Annotated in this window: 25 protein-coding genes and 1 riboswitch; all 25 genes read right to left on the bottom strand. The window is 32.6% G+C overall.

Annotated elements, in window-relative coordinates; genetic code table 11:
* Window positions 1–22: 22 nt before the first annotated feature.
* Window positions 23–844, bottom strand: coding sequence for a nickel transporter permease (gene nikC / locus HMPREF1552_RS02465; protein WP_039901019.1), 822 nt, complete (start codon window positions 842–844; stop codon window positions 23–25).
* Window positions 845–855: 11 nt separating this feature from the next.
* Window positions 856–1,797 carry a nickel ABC transporter permease gene (gene nikB, locus HMPREF1552_RS02460; protein ID WP_021743462.1) on the bottom strand — a complete coding sequence of 314 codons (942 nt, stop codon included), beginning with the start codon at window positions 1,795–1,797 and terminating at the stop codon, window positions 856–858.
* Between the two features lie 247 nt (window positions 1,798–2,044).
* A riboswitch (cobalamin riboswitch) is annotated at window positions 2,045–2,228 on the bottom strand.
* 19 nt (window positions 2,229–2,247) lie between these two features.
* Window positions 2,248–2,988: a sirohydrochlorin cobaltochelatase gene (locus tag HMPREF1552_RS02455; RefSeq protein ID WP_021743461.1), complete on the bottom strand. Its 741-nt coding sequence runs from the start codon at window positions 2,986–2,988 to the stop codon at window positions 2,248–2,250.
* Window positions 2,989–3,263: 275 nt separating this feature from the next.
* On the bottom strand, window positions 3,264–4,643 hold the full coding sequence (gene pncB / locus HMPREF1552_RS02450; protein ID WP_021743460.1) for a nicotinate phosphoribosyltransferase: 1,380 nt from the start codon (window positions 4,641–4,643) through the stop codon (window positions 3,264–3,266).
* A gap of 138 nt (window positions 4,644–4,781) precedes the next feature.
* Window positions 4,782–5,243, bottom strand: coding sequence for a cupin domain-containing protein (locus HMPREF1552_RS02445; protein WP_021743459.1), 462 nt, complete (start codon window positions 5,241–5,243; stop codon window positions 4,782–4,784).
* Window positions 5,244–5,268: 25 nt separating this feature from the next.
* Window positions 5,269–6,366, bottom strand: a complete 1,098-nt coding sequence (locus tag HMPREF1552_RS02440) for an HAD family hydrolase (RefSeq protein WP_039901017.1) — start codon at window positions 6,364–6,366, stop codon at window positions 5,269–5,271.
* Window positions 6,367–6,449: 83 nt separating this feature from the next.
* Entirely contained in the window at window positions 6,450–7,553 is a 1,104-nt protein-coding gene (eutH, locus tag HMPREF1552_RS02435) for an ethanolamine utilization protein EutH (RefSeq protein WP_039900988.1), read from the bottom strand.
* Window positions 7,554–7,816: 263 nt separating this feature from the next.
* Window positions 7,817–8,470 (bottom strand): ethanolamine utilization microcompartment protein EutL, encoded by a 654-nt coding sequence (eutL, locus tag HMPREF1552_RS02430; protein ID WP_006805299.1) that lies wholly within the window; start codon window positions 8,468–8,470, stop codon window positions 7,817–7,819.
* Between the two features lie 44 nt (window positions 8,471–8,514).
* Window positions 8,515–9,441 (bottom strand): ethanolamine ammonia-lyase subunit EutC, encoded by a 927-nt coding sequence (gene eutC, locus HMPREF1552_RS02425; protein ID WP_021743456.1) that lies wholly within the window; start codon window positions 9,439–9,441, stop codon window positions 8,515–8,517.
* A 13-nt stretch (window positions 9,442–9,454) separates the two neighbouring features.
* The gene (locus tag HMPREF1552_RS02420; RefSeq protein WP_006805301.1) at window positions 9,455–10,819 is read right to left on the bottom strand and encodes an ethanolamine ammonia-lyase subunit EutB; all 1,365 of its coding nucleotides are present in this window, start codon (window positions 10,817–10,819) and stop codon (window positions 9,455–9,457) included.
* A 30-nt stretch (window positions 10,820–10,849) separates the two neighbouring features.
* Entirely contained in the window at window positions 10,850–12,280 is a 1,431-nt protein-coding gene (gene eutA / locus HMPREF1552_RS02415; RefSeq protein ID WP_021743455.1) for an ethanolamine ammonia-lyase reactivating factor EutA, read from the bottom strand.
* 26 nt (window positions 12,281–12,306) lie between these two features.
* Window positions 12,307–13,710 carry a sensor histidine kinase gene (locus HMPREF1552_RS02410; RefSeq protein WP_039900986.1) on the bottom strand — a complete coding sequence of 468 codons (1,404 nt, stop codon included), beginning with the start codon at window positions 13,708–13,710 and terminating at the stop codon, window positions 12,307–12,309.
* A complete protein-coding gene (locus tag HMPREF1552_RS02405) occupies window positions 13,703–14,281 on the bottom strand; it encodes an ANTAR domain-containing response regulator (RefSeq protein ID WP_021743453.1) in 579 nt (192 codons plus the stop codon). The genes HMPREF1552_RS02410 and HMPREF1552_RS02405 overlap by 8 nt, the downstream gene beginning before the upstream one ends.
* A gap of 21 nt (window positions 14,282–14,302) precedes the next feature.
* Complete coding sequence (locus tag HMPREF1552_RS02400; RefSeq protein ID WP_021743452.1) at window positions 14,303–15,421, bottom strand: 1-propanol dehydrogenase PduQ; 1,119 nt, start codon at window positions 15,419–15,421, stop codon at window positions 14,303–14,305.
* A 118-nt stretch (window positions 15,422–15,539) separates the two neighbouring features.
* Window positions 15,540–15,842 (bottom strand): hypothetical protein, encoded by a 303-nt coding sequence (locus HMPREF1552_RS02395; RefSeq protein WP_021743451.1) that lies wholly within the window; start codon window positions 15,840–15,842, stop codon window positions 15,540–15,542.
* 4 nt (window positions 15,843–15,846) lie between these two features.
* Window positions 15,847–16,116, bottom strand: coding sequence for a EutN/CcmL family microcompartment protein (locus HMPREF1552_RS02390; protein WP_039900985.1), 270 nt, complete (start codon window positions 16,114–16,116; stop codon window positions 15,847–15,849).
* Between the two features lies 1 nt (window position 16,117).
* Window positions 16,118–16,762 (bottom strand): ethanolamine utilization protein, encoded by a 645-nt coding sequence (locus tag HMPREF1552_RS02385; protein WP_039901016.1) that lies wholly within the window; start codon window positions 16,760–16,762, stop codon window positions 16,118–16,120.
* 22 nt (window positions 16,763–16,784) lie between these two features.
* The gene (gene eutD / locus HMPREF1552_RS02380) at window positions 16,785–17,423 is read right to left on the bottom strand and encodes an ethanolamine utilization phosphate acetyltransferase EutD (protein ID WP_021743448.1); all 639 of its coding nucleotides are present in this window, start codon (window positions 17,421–17,423) and stop codon (window positions 16,785–16,787) included.
* 20 nt (window positions 17,424–17,443) lie between these two features.
* The gene (locus tag HMPREF1552_RS02375) at window positions 17,444–18,229 is read right to left on the bottom strand and encodes an ATP--cob(I)alamin adenosyltransferase (protein ID WP_021743447.1); all 786 of its coding nucleotides are present in this window, start codon (window positions 18,227–18,229) and stop codon (window positions 17,444–17,446) included.
* A gap of 17 nt (window positions 18,230–18,246) precedes the next feature.
* Window positions 18,247–19,713 (bottom strand): acetaldehyde dehydrogenase (acetylating), encoded by a 1,467-nt coding sequence (locus HMPREF1552_RS02370; RefSeq protein WP_021743446.1) that lies wholly within the window; start codon window positions 19,711–19,713, stop codon window positions 18,247–18,249.
* A 51-nt stretch (window positions 19,714–19,764) separates the two neighbouring features.
* On the bottom strand, window positions 19,765–20,061 hold the full coding sequence (locus HMPREF1552_RS02365; RefSeq protein ID WP_021743445.1) for a BMC domain-containing protein: 297 nt from the start codon (window positions 20,059–20,061) through the stop codon (window positions 19,765–19,767).
* A gap of 2 nt (window positions 20,062–20,063) precedes the next feature.
* Window positions 20,064–20,816 (bottom strand): BMC domain-containing protein, encoded by a 753-nt coding sequence (locus HMPREF1552_RS11535; protein ID WP_021743444.1) that lies wholly within the window; start codon window positions 20,814–20,816, stop codon window positions 20,064–20,066.
* Window positions 20,817–21,266 (bottom strand): EutP/PduV family microcompartment system protein, encoded by a 450-nt coding sequence (locus tag HMPREF1552_RS02355; protein ID WP_039900984.1) that lies wholly within the window; start codon window positions 21,264–21,266, stop codon window positions 20,817–20,819.
* Between the two features lie 2 nt (window positions 21,267–21,268).
* Window positions 21,269–21,619, bottom strand: coding sequence for an ethanolamine utilization microcompartment protein EutS (eutS, locus tag HMPREF1552_RS02350; protein ID WP_021743442.1), 351 nt, complete (start codon window positions 21,617–21,619; stop codon window positions 21,269–21,271).
* Between the two features lie 26 nt (window positions 21,620–21,645).
* The coding region (locus HMPREF1552_RS02345) for a BMC domain-containing protein (RefSeq protein WP_021743441.1) at window positions 21,646–21,908 on the bottom strand (263 nt) is incomplete at its 5' end.

The raw sequence follows: 21,908 nt of genomic DNA, 5'->3' as shown, positions 1-21,908 counted from the left end.
TTATTACCATATTTTTTATAAATTACTCATTTTTTATATCAACTACATCTCTTACTGAATCTCCCAGCATATTGAATATAACTACAACTACTACTATTGCTAATCCCGGATACAGCATTACCCACGGTGCTCTACTAAGTGCTGATCTTCCTTCATTTAACATTGCTCCCCATTCTGGAGTTGGTGGCTGTGCCCCAAATCCTAAAAATGAAAGTGCAGCTATTTCCAGCATTAGTGTTCCCATATCCGAAACTGCTGTTACTATCATTGTTGTAATAATATTTGGAATTATGTATTTAAATATTATTGAATAATCCTTACTTCCTGTTATTTTTGCAGCTTCTACATAAAGTTCCTGCTTTATTTTCAGTACCATACTTCTTGCAAGCCTTGCATATTTTGTCCAAGTAACTGCAGCTATTGCAATAATCGAATTTTTAACACTTGGATTCAAAAGTCCTGCTATTGCTATAGCAAGAATAAGTCCAGGAAACGCAATCATCATATCTCCAATTCTCATTATGACTGTATCCACAACTCCACCAAAATATCCTGCGATTACTCCTAGTATCGTTCCTACTGCAAATATTACAAACATTAACGTTAAAGTCATAAATATAGAATATCTTGAGCCATATATAATTCTTGAAAATAAATCTCTTCCAAGATGATCGGTTCCAAAAATAAACCGATTTGATGGCCTCTGTAAACTTGGTCCTAATTGTTTAAAAGGATCCTTTGGAACTATAACTGGTGCAAAAATTGCCATTAATACCACAATAATAGCCAATACCAAAAATATTTTCAACTGAGTATCTTTTCCTATAAATTTTAATTTTTTCAATTTATTCAAATCTAAATTACCTCCTCAACTCTCGCATCCAAATATTTGTATGAAATATCAACTGTAATATTTACTAGTAAATATAAAAATGCAATTATAAGAACATAAGATTGAACTAATGGATAATCCTGTGATTTTATAGCAGCTACTGCCATTCTTCCCATTCCTGGCCAGTTATAAACTATCTCTACAACTGCAGTTCCTCCCAGAAGGCTTCCTAATGAAAGTCCAAGCAATGTTATTATTGGAAGCATTGCATTAGGAAGTACATGTTTCCATAAAATATCTCTTTCTTTTATTCCTCTCATTCTAGCCCCTGTCACATAACTTTTTCCAAGTTCTTCAAGGAATATATGTCTTATTTGACGTATATACTTAGCTGACATTGCTATCGCTATTGTAAATGCAGGTAAAATCATTGAACCAAAATCAGCATTTCCGCCTGAAACTGATACCAATCCTAGTTGCACTCCAAAAATACTCAAAAATACTAGCCCTAGCCAGAAACTAGGTACAGACATTCCCATAAATGTTATCATTCTTATCAAATAATCTTGCCATTTATTTTCTTTTACTGCCGCAAGTATTCCAAGCGGTATCGACATTGCACACATCATAAAAAGAGACAGAAAAGATAATGACAATGTAGGTATGAATGCCTGAGCAATTTTCTGAATTACAGGTATTCTTAATGAATATGACTTTCCAAAGTTTCCTTGCAGTACTCCAAACAGCCATTTCCAGTATTGAATATAAAAAGGCTGATTAAGCCCAAGTTCCGCCCTTGTTTGAGCCAAAAGTTCAGGCGTCGGAATATGTCCGCATTCTGTTAGCATTACTTTTGCAGGGTCTCCCGGTGAAATATACATAAGACAGAAAGTAAAAAAACTTATTCCAAAAAGTACAATTAATATTTGTGTAGCATATTTTGCTATTTTTTTATTCTTCGTCATTGGTCTAAACTCGTGATACTTATCACTTCCTCCTTCAAAAAATATGACTATTTTATTTATCTCATAGTATTAGTTATATTTTATTATTCCTATACTAAAAGAGATTTTTTTATATTTTTAAAATTTTACATAAACAAAAAAATCCAACTCAGAAAGTTGAACTAAAATTTATATATTAAAACAGATGAATAGTATTTATGCAGATTTACAGCAGTTTTTATATATTAAATTTTTCCCTTCCCGAAAAATATAATTTTTTAATATAGGCAAGTCTCCTGACTAACTTCGTCCTACTCGTACCCTTCCCAAAATATAATAATATTTCAGTGGTTTTTCAATACTTTCGTCAGTATCACAGTAGAGGTGGCTGTACCAGATTCTAACTGGTTTCCTTATTAAGTTTATGCAACACCTATAAAATTATAAATTTAAAATTATTCTTTTGCTATATTAATAAACTTCTTCTAATTTATCCATAAACATTTTACGTATAAACTGATATTCTCCCATTCCTTTTAATAAAGGTGTTACTTCATATCCTTCATTCTCAAGAACGGTTTTCCACGAATCGTCCTCATCAGAAGCCATATCATTTTTTGCATGATCTCCTGCGACTATCATAAATGGCTTTAACAATATTTTTCTAAAGCCTCTCCCTTTTAACCTTTGAATAACATCTTCAATTGTTACTTCCCCTTCAACAGTCGCTATAAAAATATTATCTTTTCCAGCCTTCACATATTCTTCTTGAAGTCGCTGATATGTACTGTCTGCGGCACTTTCGGATCCATGACCCATAAATACTATGGCATCATTTCCTTCAAGATTGTTAAATTCTTCATTGCTCACAACTTTTTTAAAGTCTTCATCAGTTGCTAAAAGTGGTTTTGAAATTTTTCCATACTTGTTATTAAGTTTTGAATACTCAATTCCATCTAGAATATGTAAAGACATTGTGATAATCTCATCATATCCTTTATTTTTTAAGGCTTCTAGCCCTTCCTCCTGATCAAATATGTGGATTCCTTCTTTTCTTTCCACTATTCGTCTTATAACTCCTGAAGTGTAGGCTCTTTCCACATTTTCAGTTCCATATTTTGCTTCCACTTCTTTTTGAATCGAGTCAAGGCATTTTTCTCTTGTATCCTTATGCGATGTACCAAAACTTGTTACTAAAATCGCCTTTCTCATAACACTTCCTTTCCATCTGAATTTATAAAATTATTTACTTTTTACTAACTAATTCACTAGCCCTTTATATTTGACTATCAAACTATCTTTTGTCTCTGTTTGTATTATAATAGTTTTTTCCATTTTTTGCAACTATTTTTTTAAATTATTTTAATATTTTTTGTTTTATCAAAAAAAATTATATACATCATCTAATCTTCTATTTATCAACATATTTTTGATACAACTTTGTTTTTCTTATATTTTATAATTAAATTATAATTAATAATAAATGTTTATTTTTTTGTTTCAAAAAGTAAATTTTTTAATTTTTCTAATTTTTCTGATAATTTTACTCTTCTAGTTTTCAGCTTTTCACTATAAATTTTTTTTAAGTAAATCAAATTGCTGTCATAATATTCCTTTGCCTTTTTTAAATCTAAAAGCTCATAATTTTTTTCTATTTTTTTACCATTTTCAATATAATTTATCGTTATTTTTTGTATATTCTCTATATTTGCCAATTTTTCTTCTTCTAATGCCACAACATCATAAAAATCCTGATTTTCATAAACCTTATATAATTCCTTATTTCCTGGCAATGATGTTTTTCCGCTTTCATCAGAAATTTTCATTACATCATTTTCATTAATTTTAGACATTTTATAGACAGTGCTTATTTCTCTTTCTGGCAATGCTATGGCATCTCCTACTCCAAATACATCAACTTCTGCCTGATTTTTTATTAGATTTGCTATTTTTTTGTCGTCAAGTCCGCTCGTTAATACAATTTTCGCCTTGTAAAGTCCATTTTTATCCAGTATTTTCCTACATTCTTTTGACAATTTCTCCAAATTTCCCGAATCTATCCTTATTCCATACATTCCTTCGTATTCATCATCTATGCCATTATCTTTAAATGCCTTCACAGCACTAATTATTCCACTCTCAAGAGTGTCATAAGTATCAATTAGCATTATAAGAGCCTGATTTTTGTTTCTATACATTTTTATAAAAGCATCAAAAGCCGTGTATTCAGCACTTTCTCCCATTCCAAAAGTCTGAATAAAGCCATGTGTCATCGTTCCTGTGCTTTTCAAGTCATAAAGATATTCTGCCGCAAGATTTGAGTGAGATATGCAGCCAGCTACATAGCTAGCTTTTGTCATTGTCATCGCTGCATCAAATCCAGCTGTTCTTCTTGTTCCAAATGAAAGTACTCCCCTTCCTTCAGCCGCTAGCACAATTTTAGAAGTGACTGTTGCCGCAAGTGTCTGAAAATGAAGAATATTCAAAATAGGCGTTTCAAGGATTTTCCCTTGTATAAGTGGAGCAGTAATCGTTAGTATTGGCTCATTTGAAAATACAATTTCTCCATCTCGTACCCCTTTTATCGTACCTGTAAATTTCATATTCGCAATATATTCGATAAAATCAGAATTATCAAATATTTTTGACAAATATTTCTTCTTATCGTCATAAGAAGTTTCGTTAAGTATCTCGATAAGCTCAAGAACATCAGATATCCCATATACTACAGCATAGTCATTTTCTTTTTTTGTACGCAAAAATACATCAAAAGTTGCAATTTCATTTTGCATATTATTTTTTAAATAAATCTCACTTTCTGTGTATTGATATCTGTCTGAATTTAAAAATTTAAAAAATTTTTCCATAAAATAACCTCATTTTGTATTTTTTCTATCTTTATCAAGTAATCTGTTTTATACATTATATTTTCTAAAATAAGTAAAGAGGCTGTTATTGTTATATCATTTTACAGCCTCTATTTTATTTAGGGGTATTTATTTAACTTATTTACAAGTGTCTTGCCAATTTGCAGGATAGATTACATATAAAAATCTTGCAAAGTTAGGAGCACTAAATTTTATTTTTGAACCTTTAGGGATTAAAATAGCATCTCCCCTGTTTCCTGTAACTTTACGTCCATCTACTATAATTTCTAATGTTCCATCTATTACATAATCTATTTCATCGTAGTTCAGTTCCCAATCAAATGCAGATTCTTCCATTTCCATAACTCCGCAACTCAATCTTCCACTTTCTTCTATTGTAAATACATCAGTTAAGAATACTTTGTCATTAGGATTTCCAGTATCAAATCTTTCAGGTTTTACTGAAGGAATTTTAACAACTCCTACTCCACTTTTATCAATATGTTTTTCAAATCCTCCAACTTTTCTTCCAAGTTCTTCTTGTACTACTTTTCTTAATATTTTTTCCAATGTTTCCTTATCTAAATTTTTTAAGTCCATTATTTCTTCCTCCAAAATCTTTCAATTAATTTTCAGGAACGAATAACCCTGTTTCTTCGTTTCTTGTTTGAATTAACGCTCTAGCATCTTTTGCAAGATTGTCAAGTTTTCCTTTTCTTTTCATAAGAAGAAGTGCCTTTGTACCTTTGTATTCAGAAAGCATATTTACATCTCCTTCACTATCTCCTGCCACTAGAAGCGGATCTTTTCCACCATGTTTAGGTTTCAAGTATTTATTAATTACTTCAACTTTTCCTTTAGTTTGTGTTTGTGGATAACCGTGCTTATATTCGGCAACATATTTGTCTCCGTTCATTTCAAGACGCATTCCATAAACACTATCAGAACTTAAATTATATCCATAAGACTTATTGCTTGCGAATACTTTTACAATATCTTCAAGAGAAGCTGAAACTATATATACTTTTATACCATTTTTTTCAAATTCATGAAATAAATTGGCTGTTTCAGGCTGAGTTCTCAAACCACTCTTATATTGATGGCTTACTTTACCTGCTTCACCTGTTAGTTTATCACTTGACTCAAGAACATATTTTCCAAGTTTATTCCCAATTCCAAAATCATTTGCTTCTTTAGCTAGTTTTTGAACTTCTGATACGCTCATATTTTCAAATAGGTAAAGTACCCACGGATAAGCTACATCATGTGAAAAACTGCCACCTATTGCTTCATAAAGAAATGCTAATTTTCCTCTAAAATCTTTAAATTCTTCAGTTTGCTTAATTTTTTCCAAAGACATTTTTTGAGTTTTTATGTAGTTATTGTAAAGAAAAGTGTATCTTTTATCCAAATCATTTGCTATTTTTGTAATGTTAATAGGCTGACCTTTTACATTAACATAGTCTTTTGCAAAGTTATCAAGCGGAATATCTTTTCTTATTGCTTTTGAAAATTGTGCCGGTGTCATTTTGAACTTTAAATTGTCTATCTGATATCTAAACAAATTTTCTTGTGTATCTTGATAAATTGATGTATAATCCCAGTCAAAGACTACATAATTTCCTTGATTTTTATTTTCATCTATAAGTTTTGATAAAGCTTCCCTGTTTTTGGGAACCCATCTCAATTCGTCCAAATTAGCAGCTGATAAAGCGAATGCCATAACTAAAAATACCAATAATCCAATCAATTTTTTCATACTAAATTTCATCTTTCATCTCCTCAGATAATCATTTTTTCACATTTTTATTTTGCAGTTTCTTTTTTGCAGAATAATATTTTTGCTACAACTATCGCTGTTACTCCTGCCACTAATTTTCCAACTATCATTGGGAAAATCATTTGAGTAAATCTTTCTCCATTTAATTCAAATCCAGCAGTAAAGCCTAAATGGTCTCCAAAAACAAATGCAGCACTTACTGCAAAAGCAATATTCATAACTTTTCCATTCGCATCCATATCTTTTAAAATTCCAAACATAGGGATATTATTAGCCAAAGTTGCAACTAATCCAGCTGCACCAGCTTCATTCATTCCAAGACTTTTTCCTAATACTTCAAGCGGTTTACCAAATACTTTTGTAATAAAATGTACTAATGGATATGCTCCAGCAAGAACTATCGCAATAGCTCCAACTGTTCCTAACCCATCTTTTATTGGAGCCATTCCAGGAATTACTACAAATCCTGTTAATTCTTTAATTATTGCTGCTACTAATCCTATTGTTATTATAGTTACTACTGCTTGTCCAAAAATTGCAAATCCTTTTGTCATTTTTTCAGGCATAAAAACTAATCCTAAAATAATTAATGCAGCAACAATTATTATTGGTATCAAATTCACTAAAATTAATCCTATTGGGTATCCAGCCACTAATCCACCTGCAAGTACTCCTAACGGTATTGTAGTAATTCCAGCTAAAATTCCTTTTGCCAAAAATGGCTTGTCATCTTTTTCAATAATTCCTAATGCTACTGGTATTGTAAACACGATAGTTGGTCCCATCATCGAACCTAATATAAATGCCGCTAATCTTCCAGCTTCTGGATTTTTAGCCATTCCTAATGCAAGCGGAGCTCCTCCCATATCATTTGCAAGAAGTGTTGTTGCAAACATAGCTGGATCTGCTCCTAATGCTGAATAAATTGGTCCTACTATTGGTGTTAAAATATTTCCTAAAACTGGCGCTAAAGAAATAATCCCAACCATAGCAACCGCAAGTGAACCCATAGCCATTATTCCTTCTTCAAATTTTTCACCATATCCCAGTTTATTTCCAAATATTTTATCTATTCCACCTATTGCCATAAAGATAGTCATAATAATAATTATTATTTTATCTATTCCCATTTTATATTCCTCCCAAATTTTCATTTAATTATTTTGTTTTAAATGAAAATACTCAAAATTATATTTATTCAAAATCATTTTCTATAAAATTCTTTTTATTAATTTGGATTACAAAAACTTTAATTACACAAATAAAACTATACTTAAAAATTTTTTAAATATTTTATAAAAATTTAGAATTGCCCAATAAAAATATTTTTTATTTAAAAATTTAATGCTATAAATTTACAAGGCAATTCTAGTTTATAACAATGGTTCTTCAATTAATAATTTAATGGATTATCTGCCACAGATTTTACTGCTTCAGCAAAAGCATCACATGCAGCTTTACATGCAGACTGACTTCCTGTTAAAAGCGCTCCACCAAAGTTTGTTTCTGAAGGTGGTCCGAAAAACGCAACTAAACTTACATCTGCTGCTTTTAATGCAACATCTAAAGCGTACATTGCTTCAAGCGGAGGTGCTATTAGGTATGCTAATGATTCCCCTTCTGCAATTCCTGCTGTTTTTGATAAATAACTTCCTGTTCTTGATACACAATGTGCATAATATGCAATGCTATCATCATCATTTGCACTTATGAATGCTCCTTCATTTTCAATAAAGTCAACTGCTGCAGCTAGTCCACTTTTTACTTCCGCAGGAGTAGGCCCTGACAATATTCCTATTACTTCTCCTGCAAGTTTTGTATTCGCATTTGCAGCTCCACCATAGAATGATTTTCCGTAAACTACATCAACTACAGCTTTTTTTGTAGCTTCATCAAGTGCAGTATATGTAACATCATCACAATCTGCTGTTATAATTCCTATACTTCTATGTCCTTCAGGTAATTCCAGCTCTTTAGCCATATCATTATCTACATTTGGAATTAATCTTACAGCTAGTACATTTGCTTTTAATCTATCGCCTTTCATTGTTCCTCCTAAAGTTTTTAATTTTTATTTTTTATTAAGTTAATTTATAATTTTAAATCTTGTCCACTTGCTTTTGCATCAATTACTTTCTTAATTAATGTAGCAACGTGAGCTCCTGCTTCTGAAGATGGAGTTCCATCCTTATGAATATTTGAAACAACTGTTCTTTTTGCTTCAGAAATTCCAGGACGAGCCTTGTAAGTAATGTAGGCACTCATACTTTCTGCAGTTGTAAGTCCAGGACGTTCTCCTATTAATATACAAACTACATCAGCATTTAAAATTTCTCCAACGTGATCTCCTGCTCCAACTCTTCCATATTTGATAAAAAATGGTGTTCCTGTCTCAATTCCATATCCTTTAAGCCCATTTAACAATGCAGGAATTATGTTTTTTGCATTTGCTTCAACTGCAGTTGAACTTAATCCATCTGATAATAATATTTGAACTGTTGGATTTTTTTTGCATTTTTCTTCTATTGTCTTTATTCCTTCTTCAGAAATTCTTCTTCCTAAATCAGGACGTGTGATATATTGGTCTCTGCTTTCACATTCAGTAGTAACTTCAAACAATCCAAGTTCATCAAGAAATTCTGTAGGCACGTCATTGAACACGGCATCTTGCGCTGCAGCGTGGTCTGCTCTTAATCTTAACAAAACTTCTGTTCTCATTCTTGTTCCAGCTCTTCCAATTCCAAGTCTTGCAGATGTTTTTTGTTTTAACTTCATATATTCTTCTCTGTCTTCAGGATTACCCACAAGCATTTGATCTTTTATGTTTATTTGTCCAATATCTCTTACTTCTCCGTTTACAATATGTGGATTTTCACGTGGCTCATCTCCACTTTCGATATAAACTGAGCTTGTACTGACAACTGGTGCTTTTTCTTCAACAGTTGTTGATGGTTCGTCTATTTTCATTTCACCTATTATTTTTTCAATTACGTCTTTTAGTTCTCTTTCTGATAACATTGATTTTTCCTCCCTATTTTAAGAAAATTGAAGCGTCTCCGGCTCTATCTGTAAGTTTTCCATCTTTCATTATTCCCATTTTTTCTAACCATTGTTCAAAAGGTTTTATAGGTCTTCTGTTACATAGTTCTCTTAATGTAGCATCATCATGATAAGAAGATGTTTGATAGTTAAGCATTATGTCATCTCCTGCAGGAATAGCCATAAAGTAGTTACATCCTGCTACTGTTAATAATACTTTCAAGTTTTCAATATCGTTTTGATCCGCTTTCATGTGGTTAGTGTAGCAAGCATCAACTCCCATTGAGATTCCAGTAAGTTTACCCATGAAATGATCTTCAAGTCCAGCTCTTATTACTTGTTTACTGTTATACAAATATTCTGGTCCGATAAATCCAACAACCGTATTTACAATAAATGGATCAAATTTTTTCGCAAATCCGTAACATCTTGCTTCCATTGTAACCTGATCGCAACCATGGTGAGCATCTGATGACAATTCTGAACCTTGTCCTGTTTCAAAGTACATTACGTTAGGTCCTGTCGCTGTTCCATGTTTTAATGCTAAATCTCTTGCTTCCTGAATCATTGTTCCATTTATTCCAAATGCTTCATTTCCTTTTTCAGATCCTGCAATACTTTGGAAAACTAAGTCTGTAGGTGCTCCTCTTCTAATTGCTTCCATTTGTGTAGTTACGTGAGCTAATACACATATTTGAGTAGGAATTTGCCATTTAGTTTTTATTTCGTGGAATCTGTGCAATACTCTCATAACACTGTCAACACTGTCATCAACTGGGTTTAATCCTAAAAGAGCATCTCCTTGCCCAAAGCTAAGCCCTTCATAAGTTGATAGCATAATTCCATCTGGATCATCTGTTGTATGGTTAGGCTGCAATCTTGTTGCAAGTATTCCTTCTCCACCTATTTCAGTATTACAGAATTTTTTAATTCTTATTTTGCTTGCTCCTTGAATAAGGTCCATATTACTCATAAGTTTAGCAACTGCTGCTACCATTTCACTTGTAAGACCTTTACTGATTCTCTTTATGTCATCACCACTTGTATGAGAATCCAAAATCCATTCTCTTAATTCACTTACAGTCCAGTTTTTTATTTCTCCATAAATCTTTTCATTTACAGCATCCTGGATAATTCTTGTAACTTCATCTTCTTCATAAGGTACTGCAGGATTGTTTCTTAAGTCTGCCAATGTTAACTCAGCCAACACAGCTTTTGCGGCAACTCTTTCTTCCGCTGTACTTGCACTTACTCCCGCAAGTTCATCTCCTGATCTAAATTCACTTGCCTTATTCTGTACATCTTTTACAGATTTAAATTCATATGTATGACCGAATAATTTTGTTTTTAATACCATCTTATTGCCACCTCTCTAAAATTTATTAATTTAATAACTGAATACCAATGTTTTTATTACGACAGGCAAAACATTTCCGTTTCCTAGCGGCGCTCCTATATCAATGTAGTCTCCGTCTCTTACTTTAACACTATCTATACAGATTATGTCATAATCAGCAAGCTCCAGTTTCATACATTGTCCAAGGACTTTTGCCATATCATTTTCAACTATGACGATTACAGGATGTTTTTTGTCATGCTTTCTTTTGATAATATCTGAAATTACTAAAGATAATTCCATTATTTCGTTATATGCCATATTATGCTTTCCTTTAAATGCAAGAGCCACATTTTCAAGTTCATTTTCAGAACTAAACCAGTCTAGCTTACCTTCTATCACTTTTCCCAGTTCATTAACAGGCAAATTCTCATCTGACTCAGACATTTTTAATACAGGAATATTTTTTATTGGGAAGATTCCTTCAGTATAAGTAATTGTGCTTCCGCTTATTTCTGTAGTATGGCTTCCTGCTCCAACTACTGTCGCTCCTATTGTTTCACTTAACTTCAAAGGCTCTATATTCAATTCTTTTAGAACTTTTACAATTTCTTCACCAAGAACTACTCCAATGTCATTATACTTGTACAAATCTTTTTCTACACGTCCATAGATGAAATCTGCAACTCCTCCAGTAAATGAGTAATGTTGAATGTCTTTATTGTGCTTTCTGAAGTCATTATATGTTACGATTTTATGATACAGTTCTGTTTTTGGAAAAATTTCTACACTTTCAAAAATAAGTTGTGCCATTCTTCTTGTTATTTTTCTCAAATCAGATTCACTTATAGGTTTTCCTAGTTCCAGCTTTACATTCACATCTTCAGCAATATCGTACATTTTTTTGAAAATATAACGTGTATTCCTGTTTTCATCAAATTTTATAAGTCGTCCTCCTATATCAAGGCAAGTAGTGTCTTCCACTTCTCCCCTATTAAAGACAACATTATTTGTAGTACCTCCTCCTATATCAAAGTTTACGATACTTGTATTTTTTTCTTCAGAATATCCATAGGCTCCCGAACCTTTTCCAGCAATAATGCTTTCAAGATCAGGACCTGCAGTTGCTACAACAAAATCTCCTGCCATTCCACTAAGTATCTGTAATACTTCCTTAGCGTTTTCCTTTCTTGCAGTATCTCCTGTTATTATTACAGCTCCTGTTGAAACATCCTTATATTGTATATTTGCTTTTTTGTATTCAGATTCTATTATTTCCTTAACTCTTTTTGCATCTATTTTTGTTTCATTTTCTAATGGGGTAATATAAATTTCACTTCTGTAAACAACTTCTTTTCCTATTATTTTTATTTGAGGAGCTGTAAAAGCGCTTCCTCTATTTTCTATATATATCTTTGAAAAAATAAGCTGTGTTGTGGAAGTTCCAATGTCTATCCCCACACTTAGTATTTCTTCTGTCATCTCAAGACTCCTTTGTCTTTAAATCATCAATTTTCAAATCCAAAACTAATCTCAGTTCCTTTATTACCAGTCTTTATATCCAGATTCCCATAAAGTTTCTCTTTCACAAGACTTTTAACTATTTGCAGTCCAATGCTTCCTTTTTCAAAATCCCTTTCATCCATTCCTATTCCATTATCACTTATGGAAATACGGGATTTTATTTCCCCTCTTTTCACTTTTATTATTATTTGTCCTTTAGTTTTTCCTTTAAAGGCATGCTTTATACAATTTTCTACAAGTTCGTTTACTATCAAGGCTATTGTTGTTGCCTTATCTGAACTTATTTCAAAGTTGTCTCCAATGACATCTATTTTAAGTTTCAGATGCCCGTCTAAATTCTCTCTCACTGAATTTTTCAGAATCTTATTTATAACTTCCTTTATTTCAAGCTCATCAAATCCATTCTGTGCAAGCAGTTCATGAGTAACTGAAATACTTAAAATCCTATTTATACTATCACTAAATGCAGCCTTTACAGCTTTATCATCAGTCTTTCTAGCCTGTATTCTAAGTAAACTTGCTATTGTCTGCAAATTGTTCTTTACTCGATGGTGTATTTCCTTTATTGCAACAGATTTTAGAACTAATTCCTTTTCCTTCACTTTAATTTCAGTAATATCTTTTATAAATAAGACTACATTTTTAACGCTCTTTGTTTCCTTTACTAATATATATTCAAGACTAAGAACCATATTTGATATATTTATATCAGATCTTTTATTTACTTTTCCACTTAGCACATCTTCAAATTCAACATTATCAATTACAATATTATCAAATTTTTCTCCAAGGAAAGAATCCTTATAGCCAATTTTTCTGTAAACATATTTTGCTCTGGAATTAGCATATATGCATATGCCTTCCTCGTTAAAGATTATAATTCCATCATTTATATAGTCAATAATTTTCCGCTCTCGCATCATTCCAACAGAACTCATAAGTATATCATCAGTTGCATTGTTCAAAAAACTCAGCCCCTTGCCGATATTTTCCTCATTCATTCCTTCTTCAACTATAAGAACGGCTATTATTTTTCCATCCTGTTCATCACTTCTTATGGGTACTACATTTTGCGTTACACTTTTATTTTCTTGCGTCAATGCCTTATAATCTCTTGATGGATGCCCAGTTTCAAGAGTTCTAAGTACAGCTGGTTCATTTTTCCTATAGGCAAATTTTCCTACTACACTTTGAGTATAGCTTGATCCTATTCTTGGTTTTGCCTCAGCAACTACAATTGCTGTATCTCTATTTTCTGTCATGCAGTCTATAAACACGTCTGCCTTTAGAAGTTTACTCATTACAGGCAGCCCTTCACATATTTTTTCCAGCTTTTCAATATCTTTATTTGAAAGTTGCGTATATTGTCTACATATCGTTCTAAGCATCTTCATCTCCAGATAAAATTATAATATCTGCTATTTTTCCCATGTCACATCTTTTATTCATACTAAGCGTTCTTATGTATTCATATGCCTCATTTTCAGTAAAGTTTCTTGTTTTTATCAAAATACTTTTGGCAATATCAATTTTTTTTCTATCCTCCAGCTTCTGACTTGTTTTTAAATATTTTTTTTCCAGCTTTTCAAATTCTTCTTGCTTATTAAATATGATTTCAAGATTAGGAATAAAGGATTTTTCATCAATGGGTTTTACTATATATCCTATTATTCCTATATTCTTGGCTTCTTCTATAAATTCCTTATTGGAATAGGCTGTGAGTAAAACAATACCTCTAGACAATTTTTCCTCTGTTATGACTTTTGCTGCTTTCAGTCCATCAAGTATCGGCATTTTGACATCCATTATTACAAAATCAGGTTTATATTTTCTGCTCTGCTCAATTGCATCAAATCCGTCTCCCGCCTGAGCGACTACATCATAATTTGCTTCTTTCAATATTTCACATATATCCATTCTTGTTATCGGCTCATCATCTACAACTATTATTTTTCTCATCTTTTTTCCTTTTCCTCAAATTTAATATAAATCTGTCAGTAGCTGCTTCATTTCTATTCTGCTAAATCTTCTTGGGTTTTCCCCAGTACACATATCATTTTCTATCTGATCAATTACGCTTTCCATTTCTGAAAAATATTGATCTTCAGGTATACCAAGCTCTCTTAAACTACCTGGTATTGACATTTTAGCAGCTCGCATTTTAATAGCTTTTGCTAAAATTTGTACTCCTTCTGCATCTTCCTTAGGTGCAAATCCCAATGCTTCAGCAATTTCACGATAATATCTAGCTGCATTCTTATTTTGTGCATTAAACTCTATAACTTTTGGCATTATTATCGCATTAAGCCGTCCATGCGGTTTATGAAATCTTGCGCCTAGCGAATGTGCTATACTGTGGTTTATTCCCAGTCCTGCATTGCTAAATGCTACTCCTGCCATACATGAAGCAATCTGTAAATCAATTCTTTCTCTTTCAAGTTCAGGATTTTCAAAGTTGCTTACTAAATCAGCAAAAACAGTTTTTATTGCTCCTATGGCAAGTGTATTTGTAAACAAGTTTCTAGATCTTGAAACATAAGCTTCTATAGCGTGTGTCAAAACATCCATTCCTGTATCCGCAATTATTGATGGCGGAAGAGTTTTTATAAACTCTGGATTTAAAATTGCTATATCAGGCAGCATTTCACTGTCACTCAACGGTATTTTTTTACTTTGAGTTGTAACAACTGCATAAGATGTTACTTCTGATCCTGTTCCACTTGTTGTTGGCACTGCAATAAATTTAGGCTTTTTATATTCTCCCATTGCCCTTTTTATTTTATTTGTAAAATAAATCATTGATTTACAGGCATCTATTGGTGATCCTCCTCCTAGTGCTATTATGCAATCAGGATCATAAGCGCTAAGCTCAAGCATACCCTTTATAATTTCTTCATCTGTGGGATCTGGTTTAACATCCGAATATATTTTAGCATCTATTCCTCTTGATTTTAAGATATTTGTTATTCTATTCACTACTTTTAGTTTAACCATATTCTCGTCTGTTACTAAAAATACTTTTTCGATTTCCATTGTTCTTAATATATCCAAAGAATTAGCTCCGTAATGAATATCCGGCTTTATTTGAAATAAACCCATTAAATCCACTTCCTTTCTATTGTACCCTCAATCTCCGTAACATTTAGCTAATAAATCTAAATAGTCTAGAGTTGAGAAAATAGTTATTACTTTTAAATTTTATTCTAAAGTAATCTTACTATAATTCCTTTAATTTGGATAATATTTTTCGGATTGTGTCAGAATCTGTAATTTTGTAATTTTTTACAAGTATTTCAATTACTTTCTTTTCAAAATCCTCACAATCTCTTGTATTTTTTCTGATTTCATTTCCCGATGCAGAGTTTGACACGCCACAAGTCTTTTCGTATCTCACTTCTATTCCTTGTTCTCTAATCATGTCTTTTGCTCCGGGAGTAATAATCATATCAGCCTGAACCACCAGTTCCTTATCTTGAATATATTCAAAAAGATTTTTTACTGTTATCAATCTTTTTCCCATTTTTTTACTCCTTTTCCGATTCCAAACTGTCTATTATTCCTACAATAGTCGCATCTACAGGAGTTTCAGCATCAAATACATGTCTTGCAGAACTTCCAGTAACGATTATTACCTTATCGCCCTGTCCAGCACCAATATAATCGGCTGCCACCATTTTTCTGCTTCCATGACCTTCGCCTGTACCTTCCACTTCAACTACCATAAGTTTTAGTCCTCTTAGCTTTTCATCCTTTCTTGTTGCCCAGACATTATCTACAACTTTTCCAATTAACATGTTATTGTCCTCTTTCATAGCACAGTTCAATGCTATTTTCTTTTATATAATCCATCGCAAGGGAAGTTACTTTAGATTTTGCATCAACTTCGAGTATCTGATTTTTTAATCCTAGCTTTCTAAGTCTGCTTTCTGTTACCAAACCTCTTAGATACACTTTTTCTTTAGCATCAAAAGTATTTTTTACTTCTGTTCTTTTCACAACCTTTATTCCAAATTCTTGAACTTTTTTGACATATTCATCATAAAGGCTTATTAATACAGCAGGTTTAGTATATTTTTTATATTCCAACCCTTCTTCCACAAGCAGAACTTCTCCTTCATTAAAAAGAAATTCTGTTATGATACTTTTTTTCCCTTGTGAGAGATCAATTAAATCATTTATTCCAAGAGTTGATACAACAAGTCTCTTTTTATTTTCATTTTTTTCTATTTCTTCCCATGTACTGTCCAACTTTATGTTGTCTACAACTGATGTCTCTTTTTTAAGTTCATCCTTCAAGACTTCATCATTTCCTAAAAAAGCTGTTATTATTGATTTTTCAGGAGAATGTTTGATATTTTCAGATAAACTTTGATTTTCTCTTTTGGCAATTTCCTTTAATACTTCCCTTGCAAGCACTTCTATTAAATCTTGAGTATCCATTTCATCTCCTGCCCTTTTCACTTTAATCTTTTACAATGCTTCCATTTACTCCTGAAGTATATCCACAAGCATTTGCTTCATCAAAATCAATATGCATGCTCAATCTGAAACTGTCCTTTACTCTTATTAAAACATCATCAAATATTAATGGTCTGTCACTATGAATTTTTACTTTCACAGTTTCACCATCATTTACAGAAAATCTTTTTGCATCTTCACTTGTCATGTGTATATGTCTTCTTGCGACTATAAGCCCTTTATCCAACTGTATATATTTATCACCTACACCTATAAGTATTCCTGGTGTCCCTTCAATTTTTCCACTTTCTCTTATTACTCCTTTGACTCCAATTTCACGGCAGTCAGTAAGTGATAACTCCACTTGAGAAAAATTTCTGCATGGTCCTAATATTGCAACACTCGAAAATTCTCCTTTTGGTCCAATTACTCTGACTCTTTCCTTTGCGGCAAACTGTCCAGGCTGTGATAAATCTTTTACAGGTGTCAATTCATATCCTTCTCCAAAAAGTGCTTCCACGTGTTCTTTAGTAAGGTGCACATGACGACCTGATGCTTCCACCATAAAGGTATCTTTTTTTTCTGTTGTCAGAATTTCCTGCAACTTATCTCTTATTATTCTCTCCAATTCATTTCTGTCCATAATATCTCCCAATTCAGAGCTTATGATTTATAATCTCCGTTATTTGCTTTCAACATCATCAAGTACAATATACTGCTCAGACGGTTTAGTGCCTTTAGCATATCTACTCTTTCCGTCTTCCCTTCCTTATAAAAAGCATCTACTGCAGCAACTTCACACTCTCTTGACAAAGCTCTAAGACAGTTTATATCAATGACTGCTTCATCAAAGTCAGCATTTATTTCAAAGAGATGTCCTGTTTTGTAATATTTAATTGTATTATGAGTTATATCTTTTAATGTATCAATGTCATATCCAAGAACATCTCTTTCCTGAAACGGTGTATCAGTCATTTCACTTATAAACAAATCTCTTACAAATCTGTATGCCTGTGCAAAGTCACTTTCCAATTTTTTATTCTTTTCATATTTTTTCCAGTATCTTATTACCTCAGCCTGCAAAATATCAAACTTACCTCGTAAAACAATTCTCTTATGATTTTTTACAACAAGTTCATTTCCAAACAGTTGAGTCATAAATTCAGGCTTTTTATCATAAGTTGCTCCTGTAATATAGTCTTTATACTGTCTTTTTGGAGGGGCTTTTTCTTCGGAAGTATTTGCTTGAGAGTCTTTAACTTTGTTTACATTGTCTGATTCGCTATTCACAACTTGATCCTGTGATCTTTTTATTCTAAAATCAATTTTTTTTACATTTAAAAACTCTCTTGCTGACGGTGTAAGGATGTCTTTTTCAGTTATATGTACTTTTTCAAGCTGCCCTTCCTTATCTAATTTTCTAAGCATTCCTTCTGTTATAACAGGCATTTTTTATCACACCCTATCTATTTTTTTATAATTCCGTCCAATACTTTTCTTATGATATCTTCAATTTCGTTTTCATTTACTCGTGAATTATCAACTGAACATGTATTTACACATGAACCTTCTTCTTTCAATTCTTCCAGTTCCTTTGTACCATAAGCTACTCTTCTAATATTTATAAGGTTTAATGGTCCAATATTGTCAGAAGTTGCACTTCCTCCAACAGTTCCACATCCTAATGTAAATGCAGGTAAAAGATTAGTTGTTGCTCCTACTCCTCCAAGTGCTGCAGCTGTATTTACAAGCAGTCTTGATACAGGTTTTTTCAATGAAAATTCTCTTACGATATTTTCATTATTTGTGTGCATTGACATTGTATGTCCAATTCCTTCATTTTCAAGAATTTCTATACATTTTTCACATGCTTTTTCCCAAGTTTCTTCTGTATAAAATCCTAATACAGGACATAATTTTTCTCTTGAATATGGATTTAAATGAGAAACTTCTGTTTCTTCAGAAACAAGTACTTTTGTAGTTGTAGGAACTGTTATTCCTGCCATTGCAGCTATATATAAAGCTGTTTTTCCAACTATTTTTGGATTCATTGTGTTGTTTGCACGCATAAGAATGCTTCCAACTTTATTTCTTTCATCTTTGTTAAGGAAATATGCTCCTTGTCTTTTTAGTTCATCTACTACTTGATTTTTAATTACTTCTTCTGTAACTATTGATTGTTCTGAAGCACAAATTACTCCATTATCAAAAGTTTTACTGTCAATAATTCTTTTAACGGCTTTTCTTATATCAGCACTTCTTTCAATAAACGCAGGTCCATTTCCAGGTCCTACTCCTATTGCAGGTGTTCCTGAACTGTATGCCGCTTTTACCATTGCTTCTCCACCTGTTGCAAGAATTAATGAAGTCTTTTTATGTTTCATAAGTTCTTGTGTAGCTTGTAATGTAGGTGTTTTTATAACTCCAATAAGTCCTTTTGGAGCACCTTTTCTTTCAGCAGCTTTTATCAAGTATTCTGCAGTCTTAATTATACAGTCCTTTGCATTTGGGTGAGGACTTACAATTACTGCGTTTCCTGCCTTTAATGCTATCATTATTTTATAAATTGTTGACGAAGTAGGATTAGTTGATGGAATCAAGGCTGCAATTATACCCATTGGAACTCCTATTTCAGTTATTCTTTTTTCCTTGTCATCAAGAATTATCCCTTTTGTCTTCTGATCTTTTATAGCTTCATATACTCCTACTGAAGCAAGTCTATTTTTTAGAACTTTGTCTTCCCAACGTCCAAATCCTGTTTCTTCATTAGCAAGTTTTGCTAGCTCAACTTCATGTTTTTGAGCTTCTTCACAGATTTCCCTTACTATTTCATCAATTTGACCTTGCGAGAACTGACTATATTCTTCAAATGCTTTACTTGCGCTATTTAATAAATCTCTTACTTCTTGTATTGATTGTAAATCTTTATCCATAGTTTGTCCTTTCTATAAATAATCACTGTTATCTGATTACTTTAAGTTCTCTTATTCACCCTCAACTACTCTTGATTTAGGCAATATAGCTTCAATTTCAGTATGAGGACGAGGAATTACGTGAATTGAAATCAATTCTCCTACTCTTTCAGCAGCCGCAGCTCCTGCATCTGTTGCAGCCTTAACTGCTCCTACATCTCCTCTTACTAATACTGTTACTAATCCTCCACCTACGTGTTCTTTTCCAATTAAAGTAACATTTGCAGCTTTTACCATTGCATCTGCAGCTTCTACTGCCGCTACCAATCCTTTAGTTTCAATCATTCCTAATGCATTTAATGTTGCCATCTCTATTCCTCCTGATTATTTTTTATCAAAATTTCTATCAATTTTTTCTTTGGCATTGTCTTTATCTGGTTCCAAGTATAGCCAAGTCTAAGGTTATTTACCTTTGTTTTTAAGTCGGCTACCTTCGTATCCTGATATTCTTTTCTCAATTTTTTTATTTCTTCTTCTTTTTTGGAAGTTTTCTTTAATGAGATTTCCTTATTTTCCTGATTATCATCATTTAATTCTGATTTTACTTCTTCTTGAAGCACATCTTCCATTTTTTCTATTGTTTCAATTTTTTCTGAAATTTCTTCAGATGCTTTTTCAAAAATTTCTTGAACAGGCTCTTTTACTACTATATCCTCCATTTGTTCAACTATTGCCTCTTTTTTATCTGTATTCTCAACTATTGATTGTTCCTCTATTTTCTCTTCTAGAGTTTCTTCAATAACCTTTTCTTCAGATTTTTCTTGGACAACTGTCTTTTCGTCTGATTTTTTTCCATTATCACTTATTAGGATTTTCTTCGTTTCAGCAGCCATTCTCGCAATGACATTGCTACTCAGGAAATTGCCAAGTCTTTTAGCACTTTCAACGGCGGCATCCACAGCGGCATTTACAGCTGCAACATCTCCCATCACTTCAATGGTTACAATTCCACCTTTTACATAGTAATAGTTTGTCAATGTTACATTAGCAGCTTTCAATGCAGCATCGGCAGCCTCTATTGCCGTCACAAGTCCCCGTGTTTCCACATATCCGTACGAATCCATTTATTTATCACCTTCTAACTGCCCGTTATCATCTTCCAGATATTTGACAAGCTCTTCAATTCCTTTATTTTCATAAGAACTTACAACAAAAACTTTTTGGGCTCCTGCGTTTTCTAATATTTCACAAGCTCTTTCTACATCTCCACCCAAATCAGATTTTGTTACAATTCCAATTACAGGTTTTGTAAAAGCTGTGGAAAATCCTGGCGGAAAAACATTATGCTCCTCATTACACGCCTGAACCATTCCTATAACATCACAGTCATACGAACTTATAATCAAAGCCTTGTAAAGCATTCTATTTTCCATATATTCACCAGGCGTATCTAAAATATCATCAGAATACTTTAACATCTGTGTCTTTTCATATTGTATATCCAGACCGTGTATTCTTTGAGTCAATGTTGTCTTACCGCACATTGATTTTCCTATTAAAAGTATCTTTTTCAATTTTATGACCTCGTTATCTGAGTTATGCTAAATCTTAGTACATTTTTAAAATATGAAACTACTTCATTTACAGCAGCTTCTACGCTTCCCACATCTCCGTTTATTACAACTGATCCTGTAAACCTGTCAACAAATCCTATTTCAACTCCTGCACTTTTAGTAGCCAGATCTGCCGCAATTATTGCCGCTTCTCCTGGAGTTATTGTAAGTATTCCTATTGCATTTGTATTATTTTCGGAAAGCCCTATCTTTTTTGATAAATCTCTTTGTGGATTTGCAATTATGTGAGCCAGAGTCAACTGTCTACCGGGCACATATTCCTGTATCATTCTCTGTTTTTTTTCTTCTTCCATCTGACAAATCCTTTCTAAAAATCCCTTTATCTAGGCAAAATAGTTTCAACTTCAGCATGTGGACGTGGGATTACATGAATTGAAATCAATTCTCCTACTCTTTCAGCAGCCGCAGCTCCTGCATCTGTTGCAGCCTTAACTGCTCCTACATCTCCTCTTACTAATACTGTTACTAGTCCTCCACCTACGTGTTCTTTTCCAATTAGAGTAACGTTTGCAGCTTTTACCATTGCATCTGCAGCTTCTATTGCCGCCACTAATCCTTTTGTTTCAATCATTCCTAGTGCAT

Source organism: Leptotrichia sp. oral taxon 879 str. F0557 (assembly GCF_000469385.1).
GTDB classification, from domain to species: Bacteria; Fusobacteriota; Fusobacteriia; order Fusobacteriales; family Leptotrichiaceae; genus Leptotrichia; species Leptotrichia mesophila.
Note: the sequence above shows the minus strand (reverse complement) of the source record. Positions and strands in the feature narration are given on the sequence as shown.

Bases quoted from the DNA above. Each gene is read 5' to 3' on its own strand.
- nikB (WP_021743462.1), bottom strand. From the start codon at position 1,797: ATGACGAAGAATAAAAAAATAGCAAAATATGCTACACAAATATTAATT.
- HMPREF1552_RS02455 (WP_021743461.1), bottom strand. From the start codon at position 2,988: ATGAGAAAGGCGATTTTAGTAACAAGTTTTGGTACATCGCATAAGGAT.
- pncB (WP_021743460.1), bottom strand. From the start codon at position 4,643: ATGGAAAAATTTTTTAAATTTTTAAATTCAGACAGATATCAATACACA.
- HMPREF1552_RS02445 (WP_021743459.1), bottom strand. From the start codon at position 5,243: ATGGACTTAAAAAATTTAGATAAGGAAACATTGGAAAAAATATTAAGA.
- HMPREF1552_RS02440 (WP_039901017.1), bottom strand. From the start codon at position 6,366: ATGGCATTCGCTTTATCAGCTGCTAATTTGGACGAATTGAGATGGGTT.
- eutH (WP_039900988.1), bottom strand. From the start codon at position 7,553: ATGGGAATAGATAAAATAATAATTATTATTATGACTATCTTTATGGCA.
- eutL (WP_006805299.1), bottom strand. From the start codon at position 8,470: ATGAAAGGCGATAGATTAAAAGCAAATGTACTAGCTGTAAGATTAATT.
- eutC (WP_021743456.1), bottom strand. From the start codon at position 9,441: ATGTTATCAGAAAGAGAACTAAAAGACGTAATTGAAAAAATAATAGGT.
- HMPREF1552_RS02420 (WP_006805301.1), bottom strand. From the start codon at position 10,819: ATGGTATTAAAAACAAAATTATTCGGTCATACATATGAATTTAAATCT.
- eutA (WP_021743455.1), bottom strand. From the start codon at position 12,280: ATGACAGAAGAAATACTAAGTGTGGGGATAGACATTGGAACTTCCACA.
- HMPREF1552_RS02410 (WP_039900986.1), bottom strand. From the start codon at position 13,710: ATGCTTAGAACGATATGTAGACAATATACGCAACTTTCAAATAAAGAT.
- HMPREF1552_RS02405 (WP_021743453.1), bottom strand. From the start codon at position 14,281: ATGAGAAAAATAATAGTTGTAGATGATGAGCCGATAACAAGAATGGAT.
- HMPREF1552_RS02400 (WP_021743452.1), bottom strand. From the start codon at position 15,421: ATGGGTTTATTTCAAATAAAGCCGGATATTCATTACGGAGCTAATTCT.
- HMPREF1552_RS02395 (WP_021743451.1), bottom strand. From the start codon at position 15,842: ATGGGAAAAAGATTGATAACAGTAAAAAATCTTTTTGAATATATTCAA.
- HMPREF1552_RS02390 (WP_039900985.1), bottom strand. From the start codon at position 16,116: ATGTTAATTGGAAAAGTTGTAGATAATGTCTGGGCAACAAGAAAGGAT.
- HMPREF1552_RS02385 (WP_039901016.1), bottom strand. From the start codon at position 16,762: ATGGATACTCAAGATTTAATAGAAGTGCTTGCAAGGGAAGTATTAAAG.
- eutD (WP_021743448.1), bottom strand. From the start codon at position 17,423: ATGGACAGAAATGAATTGGAGAGAATAATAAGAGATAAGTTGCAGGAA.
- HMPREF1552_RS02375 (WP_021743447.1), bottom strand. From the start codon at position 18,229: ATGCCTGTTATAACAGAAGGAATGCTTAGAAAATTAGATAAGGAAGGG.
- HMPREF1552_RS02370 (WP_021743446.1), bottom strand. From the start codon at position 19,713: ATGGATAAAGATTTACAATCAATACAAGAAGTAAGAGATTTATTAAAT.
- HMPREF1552_RS02365 (WP_021743445.1), bottom strand. From the start codon at position 20,061: ATGGCAACATTAAATGCATTAGGAATGATTGAAACTAAAGGATTGGTA.
- HMPREF1552_RS11535 (WP_021743444.1), bottom strand. From the start codon at position 20,816: ATGGATTCGTACGGATATGTGGAAACACGGGGACTTGTGACGGCAATA.
- eutS (WP_021743442.1), bottom strand. From the start codon at position 21,619: ATGGAAGAAGAAAAAAAACAGAGAATGATACAGGAATATGTGCCCGGT.